Raw genomic sequence first — 13,720 nt, 5'->3', positions numbered from 1 at the left:
AAAATAAATAAATGATCGCACGTATTACAACTGTTGCTTTTCGCGGTCTAGAAGCTGTCCCTGTCGATGTACAAGTTATGATTTCGTCTGGTAAAATAGGAATGGCTATTGTTGGATTAGCCGATAAGGCAGTCGCAGAAAGCCGTGAACGTGTACAAGCAGCCCTCCACGCTTGTGGACTTTCTATGCCTACTAAACGAATTACGATTAATCTTGCACCAGCTGATTTGCCTAAAGAGGGATCGCATTACGATTTGCCGATCGCCGTAGGCTTAATGCTTGCTATGGGAATTCTCCCTCCCGAAGTAGCACAAGACTATATCATTTTAGGGGAATTATCGCTGGATGGTTCACTTACCGCTGTTAATGGTGTTTTACCAGCTGCCATGACAGCTTTATCACTCGATAAAGGACTGATTTGTCCCTTCCAATGTGGACCTGAAGCTGCTTGGGCAAATGCAGAAATAAATATTCTTGCCCCAGAGACTTTGCTCACTATAGTCAACCATTTCAAAGGAACCCAAATTCAAAAACGTCCACAACCGCGCCAATATACTATCGAAACTGAACTTCCAGATCTTTGCGAAATCAAAGGACAAAAAACAGCTAAACGTGCCTTAGAAGTTTGTGCTGCTGGACGCCATAACCTTTTGTTTGTAGGTCCCCCTGGTGCTGGAAAATCTATGCTAGCGCAACGCTTACCTTCCATTTTGCCACCTCTTGATAGCCGTGAGCTTTTAGATGTCTCTCTGATTGCTTCTATTACAGGAGAAACGGTTCATAATACCATTTCACTTCATTGCCCCTTTCGTTCCCCACATCACTCTGCTTCCATGGCCGCAATGATTGGTGGAGGACTTAAAGGACGACCAGGAGAGGTCTCCCTTGCTCATAATGGTGTGTTATTCCTTGATGAATTGCCTGAATTTTCTCCACAGGTTCTTGATTCTCTTCGTCAACCTTTAGAAAGTGGGGAGTCAGTTATCGCCCGCGCTAATCACCATATTAGCTATCCTGCCCGCTTCCAGCTCATTGCCGCAATGAATCCTTGCCGTTGTGGTATGGCAGGCGAAAAAGGCCATGTTTGCGCTAAAGGAATACGCTGTCAAATCGATTATCAGTCCCGTATTTCTGGTCCTCTGCTTGACCGAATTGATTTACGGATTGATGTCCCTGCTTTGACGGCTATGGACCTTATGCAACCAGAAAAATCAGAAAAAAGCTGCGATGTTGCCAAACGCGTCGCACAGTGCCGTACCATTCAAGCTAAACGTTTTTCAACAATGGGGTTTGATCATATTCGTACCAATGGCGATTGCCCTGCCAAAATTATAGAACAGATTGCCATTCCTGATAAAAGTGCGACCATACTCTTACGAGATGTGAGTGAAAAAATGCACCTCTCTGCACGCGCTTATCATCGCATTCTCAAAGTTGCACGCACAATTGCTGACCTTGACGGATCAGATACTCTTTCACGCTATCATCTCGCAGAAGCTATTTCCTATCGACTAGGCGCAGAAAGATTAACAGCCCTTAATTAAAAAACTATTCATCAATAAAAACTTATTGGAAAATAACGCAAATAAAGTTCTGTAAGTTTACCATCCTCTTCTAGTGATTTCAGCGCATAATTGAGTATATCAACCAATTTTTCATTCTTTTTTGCAACAGCAAGCTGCATTCCTTGTCCCAATAACTGTGGTGCCATATATGCCCCCCCAACAAAATGGCAGCAATCAACAGATTTTTGTTTTTTGAACCATAACGATAAAGCAAATCCATCATCAAAAATAAGGTCAATTTTACGCTCTTGTAATGCTTTATAAAGCTCTTCTCTCTTTTTAAATCCTTGCCATTTGGCTTCAGGAAAATAATAATGAAAAAGCTTTTCGTGAACACTTTTTGACAAAACACCACTGGTTAAATGTACTAATTGATCGCTTATTGGCTCATCTAGATTTAAAAGTCGAGAAGCAACAAATCGCGTTGGAAAGCGCAAATATGACTTTGTAAAAACAAGATCTTGCTGAGTTTCACTTGTTTCTTTTAAACCCGCAATAATAACTTCTGCACCACCATTTTTCACATGCTCCACGAGCTCTTTCCAAGGAACAACTTCTACCTCACAAAGTTTCTCTAATTTTAATTTTGAGCAAATAGCACGCAATAAATCGATATTATAACCTGCAAGATGCCCCGTTTGATCAAGAAAATTAAAAGGAGGAAAATCAAAAGTTGTTACAAAACGCAAACGAATAATATCCGTTGTATCAGGTTGTACAAAATGTTCATGCGAATCAAAAAAAGAAGGTAAATTTCCAACTATTTCAGCTTCTGCATAAGAGAAAAATAGAAAACCCCCTGCTACAAATAAAATACGAATAAAAATATTGTATAAATTATTGAGTAAAAAGTACCGTAAACGCAATTGAAGAAGTTGTTTTACATATATAGGTTTTCTTATTTTCAAAATCTCTCCCCCATTTTCAAAGCTAAGATGTAACTCTTCTCAGTTATTATCTAATGCACTTCACCAAAATATCTGGCGCTTAATCAATAAAATTCTTGCACTTTTCTAAAACTGTTAAAAATTTTCATATATTTTTTTAAAATACATTGAAAATGCTTCTAAAAAAGTGCGTGAATAAGCCGCACAATGGTGTTTTATTTTGAATAAGAAATGTAACCTCCATGGATAGGAATAATGCAAACAAATATACACAATATTCTCACCTCAATTTAACATACAAAAAGTTAAAAAACTTAGAGAACGCGTAATATTAACTTCATTAAGATTGAAGATTGATTTATAAGTAAGAAAGTAAAAGCTTCGTTAGTGTAACATAAAGATGCACAACTAATTTTGAAATATTATGCATATGCAAAAATAAACAATAATATCACTCTTCACATAATTTTAAAATTTACGTTTAAAGTTTACGTAAAGCGTAATTGACCTCATCCCGAAATTTTAAAGGAAAAGGATTCGTACCAACGTTGTTCTGTAAACAGTCAGCTTCTCTCGATAAATTACGCTTTTAATTTCTTTAGTCTTCCCATTGTAATTCACTTAACTAAAGGCTTTCAAGCCCTGCCCTGAATATTTACCACGCACTGTAAAAATACTTAAATATATCAAACAGTTGCTTACTTGTCTTATATTATCACCCTAAATGACGATATTTTACTGTATAATGGTGTTATATCATTTCATCATTCTTTCCATTATATATCGACAGATATTGAATCTAGATCTGATATACGGTAAATGTTTAATGTGGTTATTCCATAAATAACTGATCAGAACATTGAGCTTTAAAAAAAGCGGATAAAATATTGTAAATTGAACACAGGAATGGACTAACTTATGAGTGATGAAATAACCTCACCAGCACAAAGCAATAACTATGATGCCGCGTCTATCAAAGTTCTCAAAGGTCTTGATGCTGTACGCAAACGTCCTGGTATGTATATCGGTGATACTGATGATGGATCGGGTTTACACCATATGGTCTATGAAGTTGTAGACAATGCTATCGATGAAGCTTTAGCAGGTCATGCTACTCTTGTAAACGTCACACTTCATGCTGATGGTTCTTGTTCTGTTCGTGATAATGGACGTGGAATTCCGACAGATATTCATCCAACAGAAGGTATTTCTGCCGCTGAAGTTATTATGACACAGCTTCATGCCGGCGGAAAATTTGATCAAAACTCTTATAAAGTTTCAGGTGGATTGCACGGTGTTGGTGTTTCTGTTGTGAATGCATTATCCGTTTGGCTTAAATTGCAAATCAAACGCAATGGTAAAGTTCATGCAATATCATTTACCCACGGGGTGGCTGATGCTCCATTAAAAGTTGTTGGCGATTGCGATCAAGAAAGTGGAACAGAAATCAGATTTTTACCAAGCTCTGAAACCTTTACTATGGTTGAATTTGATTTCGAAACTTTGGAGCGCCGTTTACGGGAATTGGCCTTTCTAAATTCTGGGGTTCATATTCTTCTTGTTGACGAGCGTCATGCTGATATTCAATCAGTTGAATTGCATTATGAAGGTGGATTAACGGAGTTTGTCAAATATATTGACCAATCAAAAAAAGCTCTCCTTGATAATCCCATTTATATTGCAAGTGAAAAGGATGGTATGAGCGTTGATGTTGCCCTATGGTGGAACGATTCCTATCATGAAAAGGTTTTGTGTTTTACCAATAATATTCCTCAGCGTGATGGTGGAACTCATTTGATAGGTTTTAGAAGTGCTCTTACACGCCAAATTAATGGCTATGCTGAATCTTCAGGTATTGCCAAAAAAGAAAAAGTGAACTTAACCGGTGATGACTGCCGTGAAGGATTAACAGCTATTCTTTCTGTCAAAGTTCCTGATCCGAAATTTTCTTCACAAACAAAGGACAAATTGGTTTCTTCTGAAGTGCGCCCTATTGTTGAAAATTTGGTCAATGAAGGGCTTTCGATATGGCTGGAAGAACATCCTAATGAAGCAAAGCTTCTCATTAGTAAAGTGGTGGAAGCTGCAACAGCACGTGAAGCAGCACGCAAAGCACGTGAACTCACAAGGCGAAAAGGAGCGCTTGATATCACTTCTCTACCAGGAAAGCTTGCCGATTGCCAAGAACGTGATCCTGCAAAATCAGAAATCTTTATTGTTGAGGGGGATTCAGCTGGGGGGTCAGCAAAAAGTGGGCGTTCTCGTCAAAATCAAGCAATTTTACCCCTCCGTGGTAAAATCCTCAATGTAGAACGAGCACGTTTCGACCGCATGCTCTCATCTGATATGATCGGAACACTTATTACAGCTCTTGGAACGTCTATCGGTAAAGATGAATTTTCACCGGATAAATTACGTTATCATAAGATTATTATCATGACAGATGCGGACGTTGATGGAGCCCATATTCGTACTCTTCTACTCACTTTCTTTTTTAGACAAATGCCTGAATTGATTGAACGTGGACATCTTTATATTGCTCAGCCTCCTCTTTATAAAGTATCGCGTGGAAAATCTTCCCAATATATTAAAAATGAAGCAGCGTTTGAAGAATTCTTGATCGATACTGGACTAGAAGAAACAACGCTTGAGCTTTCAACGGGAGAAGTTCGTGCAGGAGCTGATTTGTATCAACTCGCGAAAGATGCTCGTATATTACGTCAGCTTTTAAATGGTCTTCATACCCGTTATGATCGCAATATTATTGAGCAAGCAGCAATTGTTGGTGCTTTTAATCTTGAAGTCTTTGCAACACAAGAAAAAGCGCAAAAAATAGCAGATGCTGTAGCACACCGCCTTAATCTGATTGCTGATGATATGGAACAAGGTTGGAGTGGACAATATACAGAAAATGGAAGTTTATGTTTTGAACGCGTTTTGCGTGGCGTTAAAGATATTATTACGCTTGATACAGGACTTATAAACTCAACTGATGCACGTCAAATTGATCGCATTGCCCAAAATTTTATCGACATATATCATCCTCCTGTTCTTTTACGACGCAAAGATAAAATAGAGCGTATTTTTGGTCCTATGAGCCTCTTAGAAAGCATTTTTACAAATGGTAAAAAAGGTGTTACTCTTCAACGTTATAAAGGTCTTGGAGAAATGAATGCTGAACAGCTTTGGGAAACAACTCTTGATCCTAATGCACGTTCTCTTCTACAAGTAAAAATTAATGATGCAACCGATGCAGATTCACTCTTTTCTCGTCTCATGGGTGATGAAGTTGAACCTAGACGTATTTTTATTCAAGACAATGCCTTAAGCGTTGCTAATCTTGATATCTAAAGGTACTCTTCTATTTTTGGCTGTATAAATGTTGCAGTTTTACACGTTGTTTTTTCGTATTTGAACATTTCATCTCTCTTTCATTTACGATAAAAGAAAAATAAGGAAGGTCATATATATGGCAGCTGAAACAGAACGTGTAGGAACTAAGGGTGGTATGGAGCACTCTTTTGGTTTTACTAGAGTTGATGAAACACAAAAACAATCCATGGTGGATGGTGTGTTTCATTCTGTTGCTGAAAATTATGACAAGATGAATGATATCTTATCATTAGGGCTACATCGTGTGTGGAAAAATTCCATGATTGCATGGCTTTCCCCACCAGCACTTTCTCATTGGAAAGTTCTTGATGTCGCTGGCGGTACAGGTGATATTGCTTTTCGTATTCTTAATGCTTCACGCCAAAAAGCCCATGCTACAGTGCTTGATATTAATAGCTCAATGCTCAGCGTTGGCAAAAAACGCGCACAAAAAAATGGTCTTGCCCCTCTGATTGATTTCGTTGAAGCAAATGCAGAAAATCTCCCCTTTGAAGATCAAAGCTTTGACGCTTACACGATTGCTTTTGGAATTCGCAATGTTCCCCATATTGATCAAGCCCTTAGAGAAGCTTTTCGTGTTTTAAAACCCGGTGGACGTTTCTTATGTTTAGAATTTTCAAATGTCGATATGCCTCTGCTAGATAAAATTTATGATCTTTGGTCTTTCCATGCTATCCCTAAACTGGGTCAATTTATTGCAAATGATGGCGATGCTTATCGTTATTTGGTTGAATCTATTCGCAAGTTCCCTAAGCAAGATGATTTTGCCCATATAATCAAGCATGCAGGTTTTTCACGGGTATCGTACCGCAATCTCACCGGTGCAATTGCAGCACTGCATTCAGGTTGGAAAATTTAAAAATGGTGCAAATTTCTCCTTACTTTCAATTGATGCGTGCAGGATGGGTTTTAACACGTGAAGGTGTTTTAAGTGCTCTTCCTCATGATGATCTTCAAGGATTTCCAGCACTATGTCATCGTATAGTGGGCGCATTAGCACGACGCAAAACAAAAAAGAAACAGCGATCAGAAAATATTTCCTATGCCATTAATAAGCTTGGACCCTCTTACATAAAACTTGGGCAATTTCTTGCAACAAGGCCTGATATTGTTGGTCGTGATATTGCGGAAGATTTGGCACAACTACAAGATCGAGTCGAAACATTTTCTTGCACCGCCGCTATTGCTCAAATTGAAAGTTCCCTTGGTCGCTCTATTGACGATTTATTTGTAAATTTTTATCCCCCCATTGCCGCCGCTTCTATTGCTCAAGTCCATCCAGCTGAATACAGTGATGAAACTGGCCATAAGAAAAAATGTGCTGTAAAAGTTATTCGTCCCAATATCAGAGCACGTTTTTCTAAAGATCTTAGAGGATTCTATCTCATTGCTCATTTACAAGAGCGCTATATCCCTGCCTCTCGAAGGCTTCGTCCTGTCTGTGTGGTGGATACTTTAGCACAAACAACACGGCTTGAAATGGATTTACGCTTAGAAGCAGCAGCTATATCTGAAATGGCTGAAAATATTCAATATGATACAGGCTTTCGGGTTCCACGTATTAACTGGGAACGGACAGGACGTAATGTCCTTACAATGGAATGGATTGATGGTATAAGAATATCCGAAATTTCCAAACTTAAAGAAGCAGGATTTGATTTGAAGGCGCTCGCTATTACGCTTATTCAATCTTTTCTTCGTCATACACTGCGCGATGGTTTTTTTCACGCCGATATGCATCCTGGTAATTTATTTGTAGACTCAAAAGGGTGTATTGTTGCTGTTGATCTAGGCATTACAGGAAGGCTTGGCAAAAAAGAAAAGCATTTCCTTGCTGAAATTCTTTACGGCTTTATTATCCGCGATTACCATCGGGTTGCACGCGCCCATTTTGAAGCAGGCTATGTCCCTTCACACCATAATATTGAAAGCTTTGCGCAAGCCAATCGCGCGATTGGTGAACCAATTCACGGACAATCAGCACAAAGCATTTCCATGGCTAAATTGCTCACATTGTTGTTTGAAGTCACTGAATTGTTTGACATGCAAACGCGACCTGAACTTTTATTGCTGCAAAAAACGATGGTTGTCGTAGAAGGTGTTGCCCGCACATTAGACCCCAATTTTAATATGTGGAAAGCTTCTGAACCCATTGTCAAAGAATGGATTGGTAAAAATTTAGGACCCATAGGCGTTGCAAAAGACTTTAGTGAAGGAGCACAAGCTCTCCTTTCGCTGGCTCGTAAAACACCACAACTGGTACAAAACTTCCAACGTATAGAAGAAGATTTCAACCAAATAAGAAAAACAGGTTTTAATCTTTCTCCTAATACCCTTAAACGACTTGCTGTCGAACAAAGTCGTAAAAACCGTTATGGTCGTTATAGCCTCTTTATTATTGCGCTTTGTTGCGTTTGTCTCACTTTTTACTTTTTTCATCTTTTCTAATCTCCTTAATATGCTAAAAATATCAACAATGAAATCATTGAAATCATTTTATTTCTTGGAGGTATTTTATGGCTAGTATTACCATTCGTAACCTGTCTCCTGAAACCAAAGAAGCTTTACGCGTACGCGCCGCGCAAAATGGTATTTCTATGGAAGAAGAAGTCCGACGCCTTTTAAGCAATTCCACTCCTCTCACCATACAACCCCTTTATGCTAGCGCTGTTGAAGCGCAATCATTGAAATCAAAATCACTTCTTCTTATTATTGGTGGAAGTATTGCATCCTATAAAGCACTTGATTTGATTCGCCGCTTACAAGAACGTGGAGCACACTTAAAAGTCGTGATGACAAAAGCAGCGCAAAAATTTATTACGCCTTTAGCCGCTGAAGCTTTAAGCGGTGGTACTGTATATACTGATTTATTTTCACGCGAAGAAGAACACGATATTGGACATATCCGATTAGCACGTGATGCTGACCTGATTATTTTAGCCCCTGCTACAGCCAACCGCATTGCAAAAATAGTCAATGGCATAGGAGATGATCTGGCTGATTGCATTCTTTTAGCAGCACGCTGCCCACTCTTGATTGCACCCGCCATGAATCCAGCCATGTGGGTGCATCCAGCAACTATTCGTAATGTTGCACAATTGCATGCAGATGGCGTTCATATTATTGGACCAGAAATCGGAAATATGGCTGAACGTGACGAGATAGGATATGGACGTATGAGCGAACCTTTAACCATTGTCGCTGCCATAGAGAATCTTTTGAATGGGCATGAAAAACCTCTCTCTGACCGCCATTTCATCGTTACCTCTGGCCCTACCCATGAACCTATTGATCCAGTGCGTTATATTGCTAATCGGTCTTCAGGTAAACAAGGTCATGCCATCGCAACCGCTCTTGCACATTTGGGTGCAAAAGTAACACTTATTTGTGGACCTGTTAATCTTGCAGACCCACAAGAAGTAAAAACCATTCATGTTGAAACAGCACAACAGATGTTACAAGCCGTTCAAACCGCATTGCCTGCTGATGGTGCCATTTTTGTTGCCGCTGTTTGTGACTGGCGCAGTCAAACCCAATCTTTACACAAAATTAAAAAGGATGCTCATAAAACACCACCATCCCTTCATATGGTTGAAAATCCTGATATTTTAGCAACGATTGGACACGCTCCAAACCGTCCTTCATTGGTCATTGGTTTTGCTGCTGAAACATGTGATATCATTGCTAATGCGCAAAAGAAATGTGTTGAAAAAGGAGCTGATTTCATTCTTGCTAATGATATTTCTCTTCAACTAGATGGTACAAGTGTCATGGGTTCTGATACAAATCAAGTTTATCTCGTGAGTAGAGAAAAAGTTGAACAATGGCAACATATGAGTAAACAACACGTAGCGCAAAAATTAGCAAACGTGATTGTATCATTTTTTGCCCCCCAAACACCTACTCCTCATGAGGGAAATATACCACTTTGCAAATAATAACTCTTCAAACGCGTTGATATTAAAACACCTTATAAAATAGAACTGACAATAGGTATTTATCTCTATTAGTATATAATATTTTGATTTATAATGATAATCTAGCATTGTTCATATTAAATTAGAATCCCAAATATCGCAAGATTCTCTCATTTCAAATCTCTCTCATGTTGAAATAATTAAAATCACTTGCTTGCACGTCACAAGCGGGTAGTCATGTGAATAAAAGTTGTACAAGAAAGAATTAAAAATGCCTATAATGAATCGTCTTAAGTGCTGAGAGCTGTTGCAACACCCACGAGCTGGCAAATATAATGATGATGCCAGCTGGTTGCGTACCAAAATCACTAAAGACTAGAATTTGATTAATGACATCCTTACACTGTGACGATTCATGAGAAAGATTTTCATTCCTTTATCAAAAGCTTTGTATCCACGCATTGGTCCTGCCTAGAATGTGCAAATAAATGATTGTTCTTATTTTGATGGTAAAGATTTTAAGAGAATATTTCTATATTTTGGACTCTTATTCAAGTTGAAGATGATACATTCTCTTCATAAATTAATGGTGTTATTACCTAAAAGTTATTTGATACAATGCACTACTTGTATGAAAAATGCTTCAATGAATTCTTACTTTATTACATTGATCGCTCTTAAACTCCAAAATCTCATCATTTTTAATCATCAGTGACATCTCGCTCTTTTCTTCTCTCAAGAAACTGCTCTTCCATGGAATATGGACAGTAAATCATTGAAGGTTCTTTCTTTCCTTATTACTATGCCCCACGAGTCTTTCCATCGCCCAAAACAAGAATATCTACAGAGCCACTATGTTACTCTTATTCCATTAACCTCAATATTGTTTTGAATAAAAGCGAAAGCCAAAGGCATGCCGCAAAATGGTAGAAAATTACAGAATATTAGGAATCATGTAAAATAAATAAGGATGTAGATAAACGAAATTAGACAGCTCTACTAGATAAATGGCAGTAAACAACTTTTCTCCCAAATAGTTCTTATTCTTTAATTTTTCCATATATCATATAAATAAAGAATCTACACTCTGTACAAAAATACTAAAAATTTCTTCTACAACAGCTGCTTTTTAAATTCTTCTTTATTTTTAAAAATCAAAATTTCTATTTATTCAAACTTTATTTTAAACAAAGAAGCCTTAGCCGTTTTTTATAATGTTCTTGAAAAAAATCTTGTAATTCAAAGAAAGAAAAAATTACACTGTACATTCTTTAAATATATTTCTTGTTTTTTTTGCTTCTTTCCTTAGTTCATTAATCTATGATTTTTACTGCTGCTTATCGTGCTTTACAACGTCTTCTGACCTCGCAATATCGTACTATGATACTGAAAGCATTAGGGGTTACTTTTTTCATTCTCACCATTTTATGGTTATGTGTACACCAACTTTTTGTGTCTTACTTTTGGCCCTGGATTGCTCAATTTCTTCCTGGACTTCCTAGTTGGGCGGGATGGATTGGTTTTAGCATGCTTATCATCTTTAACCTTGGGTTGGCTCTTTTGTTGGCTTTTTTGATTGCACCCATCACAGCTATGATTGGTGGTTTTTTCATTGATTCTGCTGCTGAAATCATTGAAAAGGAGGATTATCCAAACGAGCCTATTGGACAAGCTTTGTCATTTAAGCGTTCTCTTATTATTTCCTTTAAATTTGTTATTTTAAGCCTTCTTGGGAATGGAATTGCTTTTATTTTATTCTTCATACCAGGTGTTAATTTGATTGCTTTTTATGTTATTAATGGTTATTTGCTTGGTCACGAATATTTCTTGTTTGCTGCTTACCGTTTTCGAACAGAGCAAAATGCGCGTGCTTTTTTACATACTCATTACACAACGGTTTTTGGTGCAGGATTATTGATAGCGCTTTTTGTTTCGATTCCAATTCTTAATTTAGCAACACCGCTTTTTGCAGCCGCCTTTATGACATATTTACATAAAATGCTTTCCCAAAAAACCATAGCACACATTACACAAAAATAATGCTCCTTAACTCTAAGCGAATCAAACCTGCCAGTGAAAAAAGCATACGATAAAATTTTATGCTTTTCCTTTTATTAAGGCAACATATTGATTTATAACGATAATTTATTATTTTACAACATAAGTAAAAAACTAAATATTATGCGGTTTTCTCATTTTAATCCTATTCATATTGGATCAATTGAAATCATTTGTTAATATGTCACAAGCAGAGTTGATGTGTGGACAAAAGCACTTAAAAAAGTGTAAAATACTTTTCATAACCCTTCTTAAATGCGAGAATTATTGTCACATTGGAAACTGGTAAAGAGTAGGATGATCAGTTTGTACCTTATATTTCAGTAAAAATGGAGAGCATAGTGGATTTTATACCATTCATAGAGAACAAGGTATTATACTCTTCACGGGCACTGTTATGAAAAAGTTTTGGGGATACTAAAACTGTTAAATCTAACAATGCGTGAATACATAACAAAATAATATTTTGTTTTAGACATTCTATTTTATGTGAAAAGCACGTGCTCTAAAGAAACCTTTTGAAAAAAATATTGCTCTGGTGTTGGTATTTCGCTAACATAACCTTATCATATCTATTATCTTTAATAGATTAGTATAGCCTTGTTAGCGCCTTATATTATAAGGTTTCTTTTTTCAAAACTGTTGATACGAATGATTAATTGGATATTCATTTTTATTAAAAAATAAGGCGTTTGTTAACCATCGCAAGGAGTGAGTTTTAATACCAAAGTAAAAAAATAAAAACATGTAAGTTCTTAAAGCTTATGAGAAATTTGTTATAGGGAATACTCTTTATGATGCATATGATTGTTATGATATGGGAAAATTTAAAAATTAAAAAACAAGCTATACGCACACTGATAAAAGTATTAAATAACTTCTTTGTTCAACCGGCAAAGCAAATGTGACTGCTTAAGTTCTATATTTTTTCAAATCATGCAAAAGATGTATAATATTTAAAGGAAGGCTATAAAGATGAACTGGATTACGAATTATGTTCGTCCTAAAATTAACTCTATATTGGGACGCCGTGAAATTCCAGAAAATCTATGGATTAAAGATCCTACCAGTGGTGAAATGATCTTCCATAAAGATCTGGAAGCCAATCAATTTGTGGCCCCCAATTCTGGCTATCATATGCGTATCAGTGCTAAAAATCGTCTCATGTATTTTTTTGATGATGGTGTTTATACAACTCTTGAAAATCCAAAAGTTGTAACAGATCCTTTAAAATTTCGTGACGAAAAACGCTATATTGACCGGTTAAAAGATTATCGTTCTAAACTTGGTGTTGAAGACAATATTTTAAGTGCACGCGGCACGATTGAGGGTTTGCCAATTATTGTAACCGTTCAAGATTTCGCCTTTATGGGTGGATCACTCGGTATGGCCTCAGGAGAAGCTATTATCAAAGCTTTTGATACTGCCATTGCCGAAAAGTGCCCTTTAGTTCTTTTTACTGCTTCTGGTGGTGCACGCATGCAAGAAGGAACACTGTCATTGATGCAAATGCCCCGTACAACCGTAGCGATTGAAATGTTGAAAGAAGCAAAACTTCCCTATATTGTTGTGCTGACCAATCCAACCACTGGGGGGGTTACCGCTTCTTACGCCATGCTTGGCGATATTCACATTGCCGAACCCGGCGCTATGATTGGTTTTGCTGGTCCTCGTGTAATTCAACAAACTATACGAGAAACCCTACCAGAAGGTTTTCAAAGTAGTGAATATCTGCTTGAACATGGTATGATTGATATGGTTGTATCGCGTTTAGAAATGAAAACAACCATTGCACGTCTTTTACGCTTGATGATGAAACGCCCTGCTGTTTTTCATCCTTCCGATCCATCCCCAACAGACTCTCAAACATCGCTTTCTACAACAAAAGCAGCTTAAATTC

8 protein-coding genes are annotated in these 13,720 nt (G+C 37.4%); 7 read left to right on the top strand and 1 reads right to left on the bottom strand.

Annotated elements, in window-relative coordinates; all coding sequences use genetic code 11:
• The first annotated feature begins 11 nt into the window (after positions 1-11).
• Entirely contained in the window at positions 12-1,544 is a 1,533-nt protein-coding gene (locus ACFIKI_RS00690) for a YifB family Mg chelatase-like AAA ATPase (RefSeq protein WP_375665162.1), read from the top strand.
• 11 nt (positions 1,545-1,555) lie between these two features.
• On the opposite strand, the gene ACFIKI_RS00685 is transcribed toward ACFIKI_RS00690, so the two are convergent.
• Positions 1,556-2,473: a transporter substrate-binding domain-containing protein gene (locus ACFIKI_RS00685; protein WP_375665160.1), complete on the bottom strand. Its 918-nt coding sequence runs from the start codon at positions 2,471-2,473 to the stop codon at positions 1,556-1,558.
• 897 nt (positions 2,474-3,370) lie between these two features.
• Between ACFIKI_RS00685 and gyrB the strand changes: the two genes are divergently transcribed.
• From gyrB to accD, 6 genes are all read left to right on the top strand, one after another.
• Entirely contained in the window at positions 3,371-5,803 is a 2,433-nt protein-coding gene (gene gyrB / locus ACFIKI_RS00680) for a DNA topoisomerase (ATP-hydrolyzing) subunit B (protein WP_375665158.1), read from the top strand.
• A 118-nt stretch (positions 5,804-5,921) separates the two neighbouring features.
• Positions 5,922-6,704 carry a bifunctional demethylmenaquinone methyltransferase/2-methoxy-6-polyprenyl-1,4-benzoquinol methylase UbiE gene (gene ubiE, locus ACFIKI_RS00675; protein ID WP_375665156.1) on the top strand — a complete coding sequence of 261 codons (783 nt, stop codon included), beginning with the start codon at positions 5,922-5,924 and terminating at the stop codon, positions 6,702-6,704.
• 2 nt (positions 6,705-6,706) lie between these two features.
• Positions 6,707-8,293 (top strand): 2-polyprenylphenol 6-hydroxylase, encoded by a 1,587-nt coding sequence (gene ubiB / locus ACFIKI_RS00670; RefSeq protein WP_375665154.1) that lies wholly within the window; start codon positions 6,707-6,709, stop codon positions 8,291-8,293.
• Positions 8,294-8,361: 68 nt separating this feature from the next.
• Positions 8,362-9,783, top strand: a complete 1,422-nt coding sequence (gene coaBC / locus ACFIKI_RS00665) for a bifunctional phosphopantothenoylcysteine decarboxylase/phosphopantothenate--cysteine ligase CoaBC (protein ID WP_375665152.1) — start codon at positions 8,362-8,364, stop codon at positions 9,781-9,783.
• Positions 9,784-11,082: 1,299 nt separating this feature from the next.
• Entirely contained in the window at positions 11,083-11,802 is a 720-nt protein-coding gene (locus ACFIKI_RS00660; RefSeq protein WP_375665150.1) for a sulfate transporter family protein, read from the top strand.
• A 993-nt stretch (positions 11,803-12,795) separates the two neighbouring features.
• Positions 12,796-13,716: an acetyl-CoA carboxylase, carboxyltransferase subunit beta gene (gene accD / locus ACFIKI_RS00655; protein WP_375665148.1), complete on the top strand. Its 921-nt coding sequence runs from the start codon at positions 12,796-12,798 to the stop codon at positions 13,714-13,716.
• Positions 13,717-13,720: the final 4 nt, after the last annotated feature.

It is taken from the genome of Bartonella sp. TT121SHDZB (assembly GCF_042193415.1).
GTDB lineage: Bacteria > Pseudomonadota > Alphaproteobacteria > Rhizobiales > Rhizobiaceae > Bartonella.
This window is presented reverse-complemented; position numbering and strand designations above follow the sequence as displayed.

Bases quoted from the DNA above. Each gene is read 5' to 3' on its own strand.
- coaBC (WP_375665152.1), top strand. From the start codon at position 8,362: ATGGCTAGTATTACCATTCGTAACCTGTCTCCTGAAACCAAAGAAGCT.
- ubiB (WP_375665154.1), top strand. From the start codon at position 6,707: ATGGTGCAAATTTCTCCTTACTTTCAATTGATGCGTGCAGGATGGGTT.
- ACFIKI_RS00660 (WP_375665150.1), top strand. From the start codon at position 11,083: ATGATTTTTACTGCTGCTTATCGTGCTTTACAACGTCTTCTGACCTCG.
- accD (WP_375665148.1), top strand. From the start codon at position 12,796: ATGAACTGGATTACGAATTATGTTCGTCCTAAAATTAACTCTATATTG.
- ACFIKI_RS00690 (WP_375665162.1), top strand. From the start codon at position 12: ATGATCGCACGTATTACAACTGTTGCTTTTCGCGGTCTAGAAGCTGTC.
- ubiE (WP_375665156.1), top strand. From the start codon at position 5,922: ATGGCAGCTGAAACAGAACGTGTAGGAACTAAGGGTGGTATGGAGCAC.
- gyrB (WP_375665158.1), top strand. From the start codon at position 3,371: ATGAGTGATGAAATAACCTCACCAGCACAAAGCAATAACTATGATGCC.